General features: G+C 58.9%; 14 protein-coding genes and 2 pseudogenes. 13 read left to right on the forward strand and 3 right to left on the reverse strand.

Going from position 1 to position 15,450, the window contains the following annotated elements:
• Window positions 1–42 precede the first annotated feature (42 nt).
• The 11 genes and pseudogenes from hydA to RE429_RS29370 all read left to right on the forward strand — a co-directional run bounded on the left by hydA (window position 43) and on the right by RE429_RS29370 (window position 9,835).
• Window positions 43–1,434: a dihydropyrimidinase gene (gene hydA, locus RE429_RS29320; RefSeq protein ID WP_414476333.1), complete on the forward strand. Its 1,392-nt coding sequence runs from the start codon at window positions 43–45 to the stop codon at window positions 1,432–1,434.
• Window positions 1,435–1,473: 39 nt separating this feature from the next.
• The gene (locus RE429_RS29325) at window positions 1,474–2,676 is read left to right on the forward strand and encodes a fumarylacetoacetate hydrolase family protein (RefSeq protein ID WP_414476334.1); all 1,203 of its coding nucleotides are present in this window, start codon (window positions 1,474–1,476) and stop codon (window positions 2,674–2,676) included.
• Between the two features lie 2 nt (window positions 2,677–2,678).
• A complete protein-coding gene (locus RE429_RS29330; protein ID WP_414476336.1) occupies window positions 2,679–4,154 on the forward strand; it encodes an aldehyde dehydrogenase family protein in 1,476 nt (491 codons plus the stop codon).
• Between the two features lie 66 nt (window positions 4,155–4,220).
• A complete protein-coding gene (locus RE429_RS29335) occupies window positions 4,221–5,156 on the forward strand; it encodes an NAD-dependent epimerase/dehydratase family protein (protein ID WP_414476337.1) in 936 nt (311 codons plus the stop codon).
• Between the two features lie 18 nt (window positions 5,157–5,174).
• Window positions 5,175–5,927 carry an SDR family NAD(P)-dependent oxidoreductase gene (locus RE429_RS29340; RefSeq protein WP_414476338.1) on the forward strand — a complete coding sequence of 251 codons (753 nt, stop codon included), beginning with the start codon at window positions 5,175–5,177 and terminating at the stop codon, window positions 5,925–5,927.
• 267 nt (window positions 5,928–6,194) lie between these two features.
• On the forward strand, window positions 6,195–6,770 hold the full coding sequence (locus RE429_RS29345) for an IS6 family transposase (protein ID WP_414476339.1): 576 nt from the start codon (window positions 6,195–6,197) through the stop codon (window positions 6,768–6,770).
• 54 nt (window positions 6,771–6,824) lie between these two features.
• On the forward strand, window positions 6,825–7,250 hold the full coding sequence (tnpA, locus tag RE429_RS29350; protein ID WP_414476486.1) for an IS66-like element accessory protein TnpA: 426 nt from the start codon (window positions 6,825–6,827) through the stop codon (window positions 7,248–7,250).
• The gene (gene tnpB / locus RE429_RS29355; RefSeq protein WP_414470660.1) at window positions 7,247–7,594 is read left to right on the forward strand and encodes an IS66 family insertion sequence element accessory protein TnpB; all 348 of its coding nucleotides are present in this window, start codon (window positions 7,247–7,249) and stop codon (window positions 7,592–7,594) included. The genes tnpA and tnpB overlap by 4 nt, the downstream gene beginning before the upstream one ends.
• A 45-nt stretch (window positions 7,595–7,639) precedes the next feature.
• Window positions 7,640–9,330: pseudogene (gene tnpC / locus RE429_RS29360) on the forward strand (IS66 family transposase).
• A gap of 18 nt (window positions 9,331–9,348) precedes the next feature.
• The gene (locus RE429_RS29365; RefSeq protein ID WP_414476102.1) at window positions 9,349–9,597 is read left to right on the forward strand and encodes a hypothetical protein; all 249 of its coding nucleotides are present in this window, start codon (window positions 9,349–9,351) and stop codon (window positions 9,595–9,597) included.
• A 103-nt stretch (window positions 9,598–9,700) separates the two neighbouring features.
• A complete protein-coding gene (locus tag RE429_RS29370) occupies window positions 9,701–9,835 on the forward strand; it encodes a hypothetical protein (RefSeq protein WP_414476487.1) in 135 nt (44 codons plus the stop codon).
• Window positions 9,836–9,971: 136 nt separating this feature from the next.
• On the opposite strand, the gene RE429_RS29375 is transcribed toward RE429_RS29370, so the two are convergent.
• The 3 genes and pseudogenes from RE429_RS29375 to RE429_RS29385 form a co-directional block, all read right to left on the reverse strand.
• The gene (locus tag RE429_RS29375; RefSeq protein WP_414476340.1) at window positions 9,972–10,367 is read right to left on the reverse strand and encodes a hypothetical protein; all 396 of its coding nucleotides are present in this window, start codon (window positions 10,365–10,367) and stop codon (window positions 9,972–9,974) included.
• Between the two features lie 154 nt (window positions 10,368–10,521).
• Complete coding sequence (locus tag RE429_RS29380; RefSeq protein WP_414476341.1) at window positions 10,522–10,797, reverse strand: ribbon-helix-helix domain-containing protein; 276 nt, start codon at window positions 10,795–10,797, stop codon at window positions 10,522–10,524.
• A gap of 1,033 nt (window positions 10,798–11,830) precedes the next feature.
• Window positions 11,831–12,256: pseudogene (locus tag RE429_RS29385) on the reverse strand (DDE-type integrase/transposase/recombinase); the annotation flags it as partial.
• Window positions 12,257–12,690: 434 nt separating this feature from the next.
• Here RE429_RS29385 and RE429_RS29390 point away from each other — a divergent pair.
• Together RE429_RS29390 and RE429_RS29395 are read left to right on the forward strand one after the other, a co-directional pair.
• A complete protein-coding gene (locus tag RE429_RS29390) occupies window positions 12,691–12,885 on the forward strand; it encodes a DDE-type integrase/transposase/recombinase (protein WP_414476342.1) in 195 nt (64 codons plus the stop codon).
• An 896-nt stretch (window positions 12,886–13,781) separates the two neighbouring features.
• On the forward strand, window positions 13,782–15,341 hold the full coding sequence (locus RE429_RS29395) for an ABC transporter substrate-binding protein (RefSeq protein ID WP_414476343.1): 1,560 nt from the start codon (window positions 13,782–13,784) through the stop codon (window positions 15,339–15,341).
• The last annotated feature ends 109 nt before the right edge of the window (window positions 15,342–15,450 follow it).

Consider the following 15,450-nt stretch of genomic DNA (forward strand, 5'->3'; position numbering starts at 1 on the left):
TTGTTTATGTCCCGCGAGGGCACTCATCGGAGATGGAAGATCATGGATACGATCATCAAGAACGGAATCGTTGTGACGGCCGCGAGCCAGTCCCGGGCCGACGTCGGCATTAAGGACGGAAAGATCGTCGTGATAGCCGAGTCTCTGGGGCAGGGGGAGGCTGATAATGTCGTGGACGCCACTGGCTGTTACGTGGTTCCGGGCGGGGTCGACGTTCATACCCATCTCGATACGCCAGTCTTCAACTCAGTGACCGCCGATGATTTCCGTACCGGCACCATTGCTGCGGCGTGCGGTGGCACAACAACGATTGTCGATTTCTGCCAGCAGGAGATTGGACAGTCGCTTACAGGCGCCTTGGACGACTGGCATGCAAAGGCACGGGATAAGGCCTGTATCGACTATGGATTCCACGTCATTGTCGTCGATCTCAACGAGGGCGTCGAAGAGGAATTGCTGCGACTGCCCAAGGAGGGGGTGACCAGCTTCAAGCTGTTCATGGCCTATAAGGGCATGTTGGGGATTGACGATAGCGCGCTCGTGAGGGCCCTCGACGCGGCAAAACAGGGCGGAGCCCTCGTCATGGTGCACGCCGAAAATGGCGACGCCGCCGATTATCTACGGAAGAACGCGCTTGCGGCAGGGCTTACGGAGCCAAAGTACCATGCCGCTACGCGTCCGCCGCGAGTAGAAGCTGAGGCGACGGCACGAGCCATTGCATTGGCCGAGATTGTGGGAACGTCGATCTATATCGTCCACCTGACGTGCGAGGAGGCACTGGACGAGGTGCTTCGTGGTCGCCTTCGCGGTGTCGATGTGCTGGCGGAAACTTGTACGCAGTACCTGTACACTACGAAAGAGGACCTTGCCCGCCCAGACTTCGAGGGGGCGAAGTTCGTCTTCACGCCGCCGGCTCGGTCTGTAAAGGACCAGGAGATTCTATGGCGGGCATTGTCCCTTGGTGCTCTGCAAACCGTGTCGTCGGACCACTCGACGTGGAACTTTGTCGGTCAGAAGGACATGGGGCGCGACGACTTCACAAAGATTCCGAATGGAGGCCCCGGAATCGAAGAGCGGCTGATGATGGTCTACCAAGGCGTCAACGAAGGCAGACTGAGTATGCCGCAGTTTGTCGATTTGGTCGCAACAAAGCCAGCGCGGGTGTTTGGCCTATTCCCGCAGAAGGGGACGATTTCCGTCGGGAGTGACGCTGACCTGGTCATCTGGGATCCCTCGGCAACTGTTGAGCTCGGGTCACAAACGCTTCACCACAATGTGGACTACTCTCTTTACGAGGGCAGGAAGATCCAGGGCGCGCCGCGAGACGTTTTCCTGCGAGGCGAAAAGATCGTGACGGATCGCCAGTATGTCGGGCGTGTTGGTTCCGGACAGTTTCTCAAGCGCAAGCAGTTCCGTGGCTCTGGCTCCATGTGACAAGAATTGTTCCGTACGGATGTAGAATGAGTGGGTACCATGAGCGACAGACAATTGTATCGCGATCACGCCGACCATTGTTTACCGGCTGACGGCTGTCAGGGAGCCCTTGCCGGGCGCGTCTGGCGCCCCGGCATCGGGCCGTCGATCGTGGCGATCCGCCAGGACGGGGTATTCGACATCTCCTCTTCCGCCTCCACCATGAGCGCGCTCGCCGCCATGGACGATCCCGCGCGGGTGGTGAAGACCGCCGAGGGCGAGCGGATCGGCTTGCTGGAGGAGATCGCAGCGAATACGTCGCCCGACAGGCGGAACGCCTTGAAACCCTGGCTTCTCGCCCCCATCGACCTTCAGGTCGTCAAGGCGGCCGGCGTGACCTTCGCGGTTTCCATGCTGGAGCGTGTCATCGAGGAGCGGGCAAGGGGCGATGCCAGCGCTGCGGCGGCCATTCGGGCCGAGGTTCTGCGCCTCGTCGGCGACGATCTGAGCCGGCTCAAGCCTGGGTCGCCCGAGGCTATGGCCCTGAAGGAGGTTCTCGTCGCGCAAGGGGCCTGGAGCCAGTATCTCGAAGTAGGCATCGGTCCCGACGCGGAGGTCTTCACCAAGGCTCCGACCCTCTCGTCCGTCGGGGCGTTCATGGATGCGGGCCTGCATCCCAAATCCACCTGGAACAACCCTGAGCCCGAGGTGGTGATCATCGTCACGGCCGAAGGCAGGATCGTCGGCGCGACGCTGGGCAACGACGTGAACCTACGCGATTTCGAGGGCCGCTCGGCGCTGCTCCTCTCGAAGGCGAAGGACAACAACGCGTCCTGCTCGGTCGGTCCGTTCATTCGGCTTTTCGACGAGACCTTCTCCCTCGACGATGTCCGCCGGACCGACGTGACGCTGACTGTCGAGGGCGAGGACGGTTTCAAGCTCGAAGGCTCGTCGTCGATCACGAAGATCAGCCGCGATCCCGAGGATCTCGTTGCGCAGACACTCGGCGCTCACCATCAATATCCGGACGGGTTCGCCCTGTTCCTTGGGACGATGTTCGCTCCCACACAGGACCGTGACGATGCCGGCATGGGCTTCACGCACAAGCGCGGCGATATCGTTACCATTGCCGCTCCCAAGCTTGGGGCACTTGTGAATCGCATGAAGCCGAGCTCCGAATGCGAGCCTTGGACCTTCGGCATCGGCGCTCTCATGTCCAACCTGGCCCAGCGGGGCCTCATCAATACCAGACAAGCAGGTTAGTGATGACAAAGAACTATATTGCAGGCGAGTGGCTGTCGGCGACGGAAGCCTCGGCCAACGTCAATCCATCGAACACCAATGATGTGGTCGGTGAGTATTGCCGCGCTTCGGCCGCCGAGGCCGAGCGCGCCATTGCTGCTGCTTACGATGCCTTCCCGGCCTGGTCGCGTTCCACGATCCAGCAGCGCCACGACCTCCTCAAGGCCGTCGGCGACGAGATCCTGGCCCGCAAGGACGAGCTTGGCCGCCTGCTCTCCCGCGAGGAAGGCAAGACCCTGCCCGAGGGCATCGGCGAGGTCACCCGCGCTGCTCAGATCTTCCTGTTCTTCTCCGGCGAGTGCCTGCGCATGGCCGGCGACAAGCTGGCCTCCGTGCGCCCGGCCGTCGATGTCGAGATCACCCGCGAGCCGGTCGGCGTGGTCGGCCTGATCACGCCCTGGAACTTCCCGATCGCGATCCCGGCCTGGAAGATCGCGCCGGCGCTCGCCTACGGCAACACGGTGGTGTTCAAGCCGGCCGATCTCGTGCCTGGCTCGGCCCATGCGCTGTCCGAGATCATCATCCGGGCCGGCGTGCCGGCAGGCGCGTTCAACCTCGTCATGGGCCGTGGTTCGGTGGTCGGTGAGGCCATGCTGAAGAGCCCGAAGGTCTCCGCCATCTCCTTCACCGGTTCGGTGCCGACGGGCCGCAAGGTGGCGCAGACCTGCATCACGGCCGACCCGATGAAGAAGGTTCAGCTCGAGATGGGCGGCAAGAACCCGATGGTGGTGCTGGACGACGCCGACCTGAAGGTGGCGGTTGAATGCGCAGTCAACAGTGCCTTCTTCTCCACCGGCCAGCGCTGCACCGCGTCCTCGCGCCTGATCGTGACCGAGGGCATCCATGACAGGTTCGTGGCCGCCATGCAGGCGCGCATGCAGGGGCTGGTGATCGACGATGCGCTCAAGAGCGGCACCCAGATCGGCCCGGTGGTCGACCAGAGCCAGCTCGATCAGGATCTGAAGTACATCAAGATCGGCCAGGACGAGGGCGCCCGGCTGGTGGCCGGCGGGGAACTTCTGAAGCGCGACACGCCCGGCTTTTATCTCGCGCCGGCCTTGTTCACCGAGGTCGACAACGGGATGCGGGTGGCGCGCGAGGAGATCTTCGGGCCGGTGGCGACGGTGATCAGGGCCAAGGATTATGACGAGGCGCTGGCGATCGCCAACGACACGCCGTTCGGGCTGTCGTCGGGCATCTGCACCACGAGCCTGAAGCATGCCGGCCACTTCAAGCGCCATGCCGAGGCCGGCATGGTGATGGTCAACCTGCCGACCGCGGGCGTCGACTATCACGTGCCGTTCGGCGGCCGGAAGGGTTCGTCCTATGGTCCACGCGAGCAGGGTCGCTATGCGCAGGAGTTCTACACCACAGTGAAGACCGCCTACACCTTCGACGGCAACGGACCTTACGTGCCGAAAACGAAATCAAGTGAGTGAGGCCGAGCATACATCCCTCGTTGAGTTGCACGATCAGCTGAGACCAAACAGAGCAGAATTTTAGTCATGCGAATATTGCTTACTGGAGCGGCAGGCTTTGTCGGCTGCGCTACGGCTAGGGCCCTTCGGGACGAGGGGCACGACGTTCTGGGCATCGACGTACGCGTAAGCGATAACGGCGGTATCACAGAAATCTGTGACTTGCGGAATATCCACGGCCTGTACCGAGTTGGCCGTAACTTCTCCCCTGAGGCCATTATCCACTGCGGCGGGGTGTCAGGGCCAATGCTGTTCCGCGACGACCCGACGTCAATCACGGAACCGAACATCTCCGGGACGGTCAACCTCCTCGAATTTGGCAGAAGCCAAGGCATCGACAGATTTATCTTTTGCTCCTCGATTGCCGTATATGGACGGCAGCGGAACCCAGTAGCGCCGCTGTCGGAGGAAGTTTCACTCCACCCGACCTCCGTTTACGCCGCGACGAAGGTGGCAGGAGAAGCGATTACGAACTCTTACGGTCTCAGCTTTGGAATACCAGCCGTAAGCCTGAGGATCGGAAAAGTTTACGGACCGGGCCGCGAGACGGACTGCGAAATTCGCGAAATGATCCTGAATGCTATTAACGGCAAACGGACCGAACTCCCGTACGGAGCAAAGACGCCACAACATTATATTTTCATCGAGGATGTTGTCAGGGGAATAACAACAGCTCTGTCAGCTCGCTCCTATTCGCAACCTTCCTACAATGTTGTGGGGGCAGAAACGGTCACTCTCGCTGAGGTTGCCAAGATCGTCGAAGAACTCATCCCGTCCTCGATAATCACAGTCGGCGAAGAGAACCCGCCCTTGGACGATATTCTGCCGCCACTCAGCTATGACGCCGCTCGCCGAGACTTCGGCTTCAAAGCAAACGTCAGGTTGAAGGATGGCATCGGGAAATACTCCAAGTGGCTTTCAGAGGCTCGGGGAGCCTCGCGTGCCAGCCGACTACATGGTTAGGAGAAATCCCAAAATTGGATGGACAAAATGGGAAGATTAAAGGGCAAGTCCGCGCTCGTAATTGGGGCTAGTACTGGCATCGGCGCGGCCGTCGCAAAGCTTATGCTTGCCGAAGGGGCTAATGTCGCAGTAGCTGACTTGGCCGTAGGAGGCGCGGGACCTGATTGTCTGAACACATCATCGACCAACGTACTCCAGATGCAATGCGACGTTACCGAAGAAAGCAGCGTTGCGGACGCAATCGACAAGACTGTGTCTTCATTCGGGAAAATGGATATTCTTGTCAATAATGCGGGGGTCGCCGGCTCAGGCAATACGTTCGTTGATGTGTCATGGCCTGAATGGCACAAGATAATCGACACCAACTTACAGGGTGTTGCTCATGGGTTAAAGCAAGCTCTTCCTCACATGGTCGGGCGAAAATACGGCCGTATAATAAATACGGCCTCCCAGCTTGCCCATAAACCTGCGCCAAGGAATGCAGCCTACTGCGCAGCAAAGGCTGCGGTTGTAGCACTGACAGCCTCTGTGGCTCAGGAAGTCGCCGAGTTTGGGGTAACGGTCAACTGTGTCTGCCCGGGGCCGACCGATACTCCCATGTGGCGCGCAAGTGACGAAAAGTGGAAGGCGTGGAAGATTTCAAACCTCCCAATCAAAAGGATTGCGACCCCTGAGGAAGTGGCTTGGTCCTATATCTTCCTGGCATCCGATGAAGCGAGCTTCATGGTCGGACAGAGTATTTCCCCGAACGGGGGAGACGTAATGTGGTGACCACAGCAACTGGACCATTGCGGGGATCGCACCCAGGATCAACCGGAAAGCTGGAGAGCATGAGGATCCGTGGGGGTACTGTCAACTTGACGCCGAGGAGACAACATAGGTAACTGGCTCCTTCCAGCTTAGCGTGCGCACGCTGCACCGGTCACATCACGCCAGGTGTTGATACCGGAGTGAAACGGTTCCGTCGCAAATCCGGAGGGCTTCGTTGCATTAACCTTGGCAGTGTAATGAGGTGCGGCCTATCAAGGAGCCGCCCTGTTGTCTCTGTTCAAGCGCCGCCGTTTTCCGGTGGAGATCATCCTGCTATGCGTGCGCTGGTACTGCAAATATGGCATCAGCTACCGCGATCTGGCCGAGATGATGCAGGAGCGTGGTGTCGAGGTTGACCCAAGCACCATCTTCCGCTGGGTTCAGCGCTATGCTCCAGAGATCGACAAGCGGGTGCGCCGATACCAAGGGCACCGGTCCGGTTCATGGCGTGTGGACGAGACATACGTCCGGGTCGGCGGCAAATGGAAATACCTGTTCCGAGCTGTCGACAAGCACGGCCAGCTGATCGACTTCATGCTCTCAGACCGCCGGAACACCCAAGCGGCTTATCGTTTCCTGCGCAAAGCTCGGAAGACAGTGGGCAACCATCCGCCATCCTCGATCGCAACGGACAAACTGGCATCGTACCCGAAGGCAATCCAACGCCTGCAGGATGAAGGGCTGCTGCCCAAGGAGATCGTGCATCGGACATCGAAGTACTTGAACAACATCATCGAGGCAGATCATGGAGCGCTCAAGCGGATGATCCGTACGCATCCGGGCAGGGCCGCCTTGTGGGATTGAGGCACATGGAAGACCACTGGCTCTATCGACGTCGATATGGACGGTGTTGTAGCCATGGACATTATCAGGGATCGTGGGCCGGTCAGCCGCCTGGATGTGGTCGACACTGGCCGTCGTCGCCGGTTCAGCGATGAAGCAAAGCTTGCGATTGTGGCCGAGAGCTATCGCGGGCCAAAGCAGGTCTCGGCCACGGCGCGCCGGCACGGGATCACCCGCTTTCAATTGAACAGCTGGCGCAAGGCTCACAGAGAAGGACGGCTTGGCGCTGGTTCCTGGGAGGGGTTTGTGCCCGCCCTGGTCGTTCCGGACGCTCGCACGCCCTTGGAGCCTTCCGTGCCGACGACGCCGGTCCAGCATCCCCCACGCGGCCTCGGTCGGATGGACGTTGTCACCGCGAACGGGCGGCATGTGATCGTCGACCGGGATGTCGACGTCGATGCGCTGCTGCGGATCATCCGGGGCCTCGAGGCGCTGCGATGATCCCCATCCCAACCGGCGTTCGGGTCTGGCTGGCGACGGGCTATACCGATATGAGACGGGGCTTTCCATCGTTGGCCCTGCAGGTGCAGGAAGTCTTAAAACATGACCCGCTCAGTGGTCATTTATTTTGCTTCCGGGGCCGCAGAGGCGATCTGATCAAAGTGATTTGGCACGATTCCCAGGGGGCATGCCTGTTTACGAAGCGCCTCGAGCGCGGCCGGTTCATCTGGCCGTCAGCCGCCGATGGCGTGGTGACAATCTCGCCGGCGCAGCTGTCTTATTTGCTGTCCGGAATCGACTGGCGTGCCCCTCAGGAAACCTGGCGTCCGACACGGGTCGGGTAGCATTATTTGATTGAAAAGACAGGGAAATTCTGATCGAATGGTGTCATGCCTTCAAAGCCTGACGATCGTCCAGAAGACCTTGCAAGCGCCTATCTGGCGCTGCTGTCCGAGCGTGAGGTGTTGCAGGCTGAACGGGATGTCGTTGTCGCCGAGAGGGACAGGGCTGTGGCGCAAGCCGCCAAGGCCCAAGCCCTGTTGTCCGACAGCGAGGCCCTGATCGCCCGTCTGGAACTGGCGATCGAAAAGCTGAAGCGCGAACTGCGCGGCCAGCGCTCCGAGCGCGCGGCGCGGCTGATCGACCAGCTGGAATTGCAACTCGAAGAACTGGTGATGGCCGCGACCGAGGATGAGGTTGCGGCACAGGCCGCCGCCAGGAACTCAAACGGGCGCTCTTTTGTGCGCAGGCGGCCAGTCCGAAAGCCCTGGCCGGAGGATATCGAGCGCGAACGCGTGGTGCTTGATCCCCCGGCGACCTGTGCCTGCTGCGGTGGCTCGCGCCTGGCGAAACTGGGCGAGGACATCACCGAGACGCTGGAGGAGATCCCGCGTCGGTTCAAGGTGATCGAGACGGTGCGGGAAAAGTTCAGCTGCCGGGACTGTGAGGCGATCAGCCAGCCGCCGGCGCCGTTCCATGCCACGCCGCGCGGCTTCATCGGCCCTCATCTGCTGGCGACGATCCTCTTCGACAAGTTTGGCATGCACAGTCCGCTCAATCGCCAGAGCGCCCGGTTTACATGCGAAGGCATCGCGTTGTCGACCTCGACACTGGCCGATCAGGTTGGGTTTGGAACCTCCGCTCTCAGGCCGGTCTTCGATCTGATCGAGAAGCATGTCTTTGCGGCCAAGCGCCTTCACGGCGACGATACGACCATCCCTATCCGAGCCAAAAGCAAGTGCACGACCGGACGGATCTGGACTTACGTGCGGGACGACCAGCCGTTTGGTGGGCCTGCGCCGCCAGCCGCGGTCTACTACGCCTCAGGTGACCGCCGCGGCGAACATCCGCAGAAACACCTGGCCGGGTATGGCGGCATTCTGCAGAGTGACTGTTACAATGGCTTCGAGCCGATCAGTGTTGCCGAACAGAAAACAGTGCCGATTACCTTTGCCTTCTGCCACGCGCATGCGCGACGGAAATTCTTTGAACTGGCCGATATCGAGAAAAGGGCTCGGGATCGCAAAAGAAACGGCAAGCCGATCTCCCCGATCGCGTTGGAGGCCGTCAAGCGGTTCGACGCGCTGTTTGACGTCGAGCGTCAGATCAACGGCTTGAGCGCCGCGGAACGACTGGCGGTGCGGCAGGAGAAAAGCAAGCCGCTGTTTGATGACATGCACGAGTGGCTGAAGCGGGAGCGTGCCACGCCACGCTCACCCGATCGTCCGAGGTGATCGGCGCCATCGACTACATGCTGAAGCGCTGGGATGGCTTTGCCCGCTTCCTGGAGGATGGCCGGGCTTGTCTGACGAACAATGTCGCCGAACGGGCCTTGAGAGGGATCGCCGTAGGGCGCCGCAACTGGACCTTCGCCGGTTCCCAGCGCGGGGCGGATCGTGCCGCCGTCATGCTCACCCTCATCACGACCTGTCGTCTCAACGATGTCGATCCAAAAGCCTGGCTCGCCGACGTGCTGGCCCGGATCGCCGATCTTCCTGTCGCCCGCCTGCACGAATTGCTTCCCTGGGAATGGAAAAGTCGACGGCTGGCCGAGAACCCGGCTTCTCAGTTGGCCGCGTGACAGAAAAGGGACCGACGAGTGGGATATCGCAACTCAACGCTGTACACGCTGAAATACGTGGCTGACATGCTCGGTGAAGACGAGGACTTCCTGCACGAGTGCTCCATCGAGATGTTCCCGGAAGACGGCCGCCTCAGTGCCTACGACACCTACCCAGCCTCCGAATTGACAGAGCACATTGTCCTCTTCACCGAGGATGGCATCGAGAACCTCAAGTACATCATCGAGGCTCGCAGGACCGTCGCATCACAAAAAGCCGCCCCTTAAACCTGCACCAACGTTAGCCACGATCCCATCGACGCGCGAGGCCTGATCCTGCGGTCTTCCTCGGATGCGTACGATGATCCGGCCGACCCGCGGCTTCCAAAGCATGAGAACGGCACGTGCGACAATCAAGGGCTTCGAGATAATGCGAATGATCCGTCGCGGCCACTGCGCCTTGAGGCAGCCCGGAGTGACAGGCGAAATCCGTCTCGTCAGCAAGCTCTTCAGCCTCGCCGCCTGAAGAAAGCGAGCGGGCGGGTTCGTCACGCCTTTTACAAGTTAATGCAACAGTGCCCTCTGTAGGACTAGCCATATGCTCACTTCACTTAATCGTGCCGCAGCCAGCCTCTTGGCAGGGGGCCTACCAGCCGCCTTCGCTAAAGGCCGCCCCCGTCATTCCAGTGAGGAGCAAACTTTTTGATGAGAGCCGCCTCTTCTGTTGCGCACAATGACACATCAGGCTCGTCAAGTATTTCTCTCCGTTCCGAATGTCTTGACCATACCGAGATGCATGCTTTTTTTAACAGAAGCTCTCTAATTGCATGCCCCTTCTTACTAAGTACTGGCTCAAAATTTTTATCCGCAGCATAGCGGATCACAAATTTATGCGTTCTACTCCTGTGAAATATATTACTACGAGTCATTCCAACATACTTTACTTCCAATGAATCATCATGACGACACAACGTCCACAGATATACGCAGCCAAGTTTAGGGACTAGTTGCTGGTCGTCATCAATCTTTACTGCAATGACACTCTTTGCATTTGTCATCTCAAGCCTTCCTACTTGAGAGAACCCCCAGTTGATCAGTTGAGATTCCGTTACTAAACTTTGTATCCGCGTCATAGTATTTCTTGCATGTAGCCGTACGTTAATCTTTTAGCTAATCGCCTCAACCGCCCGAGACCGTTTGAACTCAGACCCCCTAAGCCACAGGGGGCTTGCCATATTTCTGTAGGACGTCGTTGATCGCCTCGGTCATCACATCCTGTAAGGTTCTCTCTTGATCGATTGCCACCCGCTTTAACTCTTTCCAGGCTTCTGGATTCGCGCGCACCAGGATGCCCTTGCGTCCGTCAGGTTGAGAAGTGCGGCGACCCGCTTCCCCTTGATCTGCTGTCATTGCGGCAGAAGGGGAAATGGTTTTCGCTGCTAACTTCCTGGAGGCCTGTTTAGGCGCCGGCAATGGGCGCTTTGCCATAGGACTATTCCTTATGTTCTGGGATGACATATGCCCGATCCGCCCTTTCGGCTTGTGAATGCAATGACGTTCATTGTGCGGTCGGCTCCCGCTTGTCGCCTGGGTAAGTGGTGAAGCATCGGCTCGGCTTACTCATGCCGCCCAAGCCGCAATATTCAACCGTTCCATTCCAGCTATCGATCACATAGAAAAAGCCTGCGCTACCCCCGCTTGGAACTGTCACAACATAGCGCCCTGTCAGGGCTATGGCGGCCGCGATGAGGGAGCCGGCCAATATGATAGATACAGTGATATACCCCAACGGCGATTCCTCCGCGTGAATGTGCCACCGTGCGCGGATAGGAGTTAACGGCGTTTTAAACGCACGAAAGCATCTTGATAGCAACGTACCTTTGCATCAGGCTAGTTGGCCGGGGCCTTCTCTGCCGCTACCCTTGCTCTGGCCTCCTCGGCTGCCTCCGCCTTCCGCTCAGCAACATGGACCATCGTCTGATCATGGTTTTCCTTCAGAGTGTCAGCCCATGCAATGGTGACTTCGAGAAGATGGGAGGCCGGAAGCTGATACTTGTTTCGCAACTCCGTTGCTAGCATCCAAGCTCGATAGCCACATTTACCTGCCTGTTCGCTCGCCTCGGTGAGGACTCCATCCTGGGGTCAGCGCAAGATCTGCGCCTACTGATACGCTAAGGGAGTACGTAGCAGGAACGCGGTTCGTAAATGTGATCGGCAGACCATAGCAAAGACCGAATATGGCTTGTTTCTGGTTATCGAAGCCGTTGTCCAAGAGAGATAACTGATGGAGGAGGGGATGAGGCCTTCAGAGAGGCGTTCGCAAGAGAGTAGAGTTGTCGCGATCGGTTCGACAAAATGAAATAGCACAATGCCTTCAACTGGGTACCTGATCAACCCGAGTATCATCCTGCCTCACCCGGCATGGTTATACTCCTTGGTGGGGCGCGGACTGGACCACTCCGGCAGGCTCTGTCGCAAATCCTGATTGAGTTTGCAGAGATGAAGCAAACGTCGCTCCGCGTTATTGAGCGAGTCGCTCGAACTGCTCGGCAAGCGAGAGGTCGGAACTACAGGCATACTTCGCCTGTCCTTTACGCATCATGTGAACCATCTCGATCCCACTCAGGATCACGCGGGCACTGTCAACCGACTTGAATCCAAGCATCGGTCGCACGCGGCGTTTGACGGCGCGGTGATCCTGCTCGATGCGGTTGTTGAGGTATTGACTCTGCCGGACCGTGATCGGCTTGAGCTTCCGTCTTGACCGGTCCTGCAGCCGGCTCTCGGCATCGCACGACAGGATGGCTTCCCGATTGGTCTGGCTGCCGTCGATGACGATCCGCTCAGGCCGGCTGTGCCGCTTGAGTGCCTTACGCAGAAACCGCTTGGCGGCAGTGAGATTGCGCCGCTCACTGAACCGGAACTCAACCGTGTCGCCATTGCTGTTGTCGCTTTGCCCCTAAAGGCGAGACAAGGAACTCAATAAAATCAATGGCAATCCTTTGCCGCTAAATGTGAGATTTTGCCTTTAAAATCGAGATTTTCCCCCTAAAAGTGAAACATCGTTTACAGGGGCGTGCGGCTGGCTGCGATGGAGATGGAACGGGACCTGACAGAGTTCGCCAAGGTCGCCTTGCTCCGGACCTATCACAAGGAAGTCCGTTTGCTCGCCACCGTCGATCGTATCGCGCGCCAGATACCGCACCGCGTTCACACGCAGGGATCAAAGAGCAGCGAACAAACCTGATCGGCACCGCGCCTTTAAGGGCAAAGAATGTCGCTTTTCGACACCCAACGCGACGAATCTCAAAGTTAAAGGCAAAGTGACAGCTGCTGGCGAAGAATGGTGAGCACCGGACATCGAAAAATTTGAATAACGTCATGGAGGCCGACCACGGTGCGCTCAAGCGCGTGATCCGGCCGACCCGCGGCTTCCAAAAGATGAGAACAGCCTCTGCGGGCCTGAAGGGCTTCGAAGCGACACGCGTGATCCGTCGCGGACATCGCGTCCTGACACAGTCCGGCACGACGGGCGAGACCCGTCTTGTGAATCAGCTCTACGGCCTTGCGGCCTGAGGGACCCGGTCAGCTGGGCTCGTCATGCCCACACCAAGTTTAATGCAACAAAGCCCCAGAACCTCATGCTCTCCTTATAGGCTGCCCATCCTCCGCAGCCTTTTTGCGGCCTCGAGCTTGACAACCGATATATCCAATGGTCAAATGCCATTATACGATACCGCTTCCTAAATATTAGAAACAACACAATGAGAAGCGGCGGCTGCGTGAGAGCTTGTCTTCATGCGCGGCGGGGTCTGTGAGAAGGAGGAAGTGATGGCAGATTGTTGGAATTCGAACGTCGTGCGCGACGTCGCCAACATCGTCTATCCCCATACGAACCTGTCGCGTCATCCGGACGGAGGGCCCCTCACTCTCGTGAGACGGTCAGGGAGTCGATGTCGAGGACGGCCAAGGCATGCGTTATCCTGCAGGGATGTCAGGCCTGTGGACGGCGTCCCTGGGCTTCAGCGAAAGGCGCCTCATCGACTTTGCCGTTCGGCAATTCGAGAGGCTGCCCTACTGCCACCTTTTCAATCGTCACTCGACCGAACCTGCGATTGATCTTTCGGAGAAGCTGCTCGCGATCGCCCCTACGGGAATGAGCAAGGTCCTCTACGCTAACGACAGACCGGAGGCGAATGATTAGGCGGTGAAGCTGGTCTGGTACTACAACAATGCCGCCGACCATCCAAACAAGAAGAAGATCATTTCCCGCCTGCGGGGTCACCACAGTGTCACTGTAGCGTCGGCAGCCTCACGGGACTGCCGGCGAGCCATGTAGATTTTGGTTTGCCGAGGAGATGACGCAGTCACGGTTGATGACCGGCTTCGATCTGCAAGACTGGCCGTACTTTTAGCAAGAAACAAGGAGATCTAAAATGAAGAGGGAGCTAGTTTCTGTGCTGTGTGGAGGCGTGGCGCTGCTGCTGACGACCTTCTCGCCTGCGAACGCCAAAACGCCCGACGACACCCTGATCATGGCGCACGCTATCGACGGGGTCGTCAGCTTCGATCCTGCCGAGGTGTTCGAGTTCGCCGGCGGCGAGTTCAGCAACAACATCTATCTGCGCCTGGTCGTCAGCGATGAGACCGACTTTACGAAGATCAAGGGTGGCGCTGCCGAGAAATGGGAGATCTCGGCGGATGGCAAGACCTACACGTTCAAGATGCGTCCCAACCTGACATTCGCCACCAGCGGCAAGCCCCTCACTGCGAGGGACGCGGCATTCTCGTTGCAGCGGGTCGTCAAGCTCTCGAAAAGCCCCGCCTTCATCCTGAATCAGTTAGGGTGGTCCGCGGAGAATGTGGACCAGATGGTGCGGGCAGTGGACGACGGGACGCTCCAGCTCCAGATTTCGGAGGCGCTTGCCCCATCGCTCGTACTGAATGCTCTCTCGGCCGGCGTGGCCGCCGTCGTAGACCGCGAAACGGTCATGAGCCATGAGAAGAACGGCGATCTCGGGCACGAGTGGCTGCGCAAGAACACCGCGGGCGCAGGAGCTTATCGTCTCGTGGATTGGCGCCCGAGCGAGGTTGTCGTTCTCGACAGCAACAAGACCTTCTACCGCGGCGCTCCGCCAATGAACCGCATCATCATCCGGCATATCCCCGAGGCCACTACCCAGCGCCTCATGCTGGAGAAGGGCGACGTGGACGTCGCCCGCCAGCTCGGCTCGGAACAACTTGAGGCTTTGTCGAGCAACAAGGATGTGAAGATCGAGATTGAGGACAAGGCGACGGTGTTCTATCTCGGCCTTAATCAGGCGGTTCCCGAACTCGCCAAGCCGCAGGTCAAGGAGGCGCTTCGGTGGCTTATCGACTATGACGGGATCGCGGAGGTGTTGCTGAAGCGGCAATATCGCGTCCATCAGGCGATCCTCGGCAAGGGCGGCTTCGCGGCCTTGAGCGATCGACCTTACAAGTTCGACGTCGGGAAGGCCAAGGCGCTTCTGGCGGAGGCGGGCTACCCGAACGGCTTCAAGATGACGCTCGACGTGTACGCCTCATCGCCGTACAAGGAAATTGCGGAGGCAGTACAGGCTAATTTCGCGAAGGCTGGGATAGAAGTTTCTCTCATCGCATCCGATCGTCGCCAGACACTCACCCAGTACCGCGCGCGCAGCCACCAAGCCGTCCTCATGTACTGGTCGCCCGACTATGGCGATCCGCACTCGACCGTTGATTTTTTCGTTAACAATCCCGACAACTCCCCAGAGGGAAAGACAAAGACGGCGGCGTGGCGCAATGTCTGGAAAGATCCGACTCTGGAAGAGCTCTCCAGAGTAGCCGTGCGCGATCCGGATACCGAGAACCGCGCTAAGTCATATCTGCAGATCCAGCGAACGATGCAGAAGGAAAGCCCAATGATCGTCATGTTCCAGCAGACCGAGCCGGTGGCCATGCGTACCAACGTGACCGGCTGGATCTCCGGACCGACCTTCGACACTTATATCTTCTGGAAAATCAAAAAATGAAGTGAATGACTACGAGCCGGGGAATGTCGCTGCGAGCGCTCCCCCGGCTCGAGATGCTGTGAAACGGCAAGCAGAAGACGGGCGGCTCAACGCCGCTGTCGCCGCATTC

Source organism: Microvirga sp. M2, assembly GCF_047497095.1.
Lineage (GTDB): Bacteria > Pseudomonadota > Alphaproteobacteria > Rhizobiales > Beijerinckiaceae > Microvirga.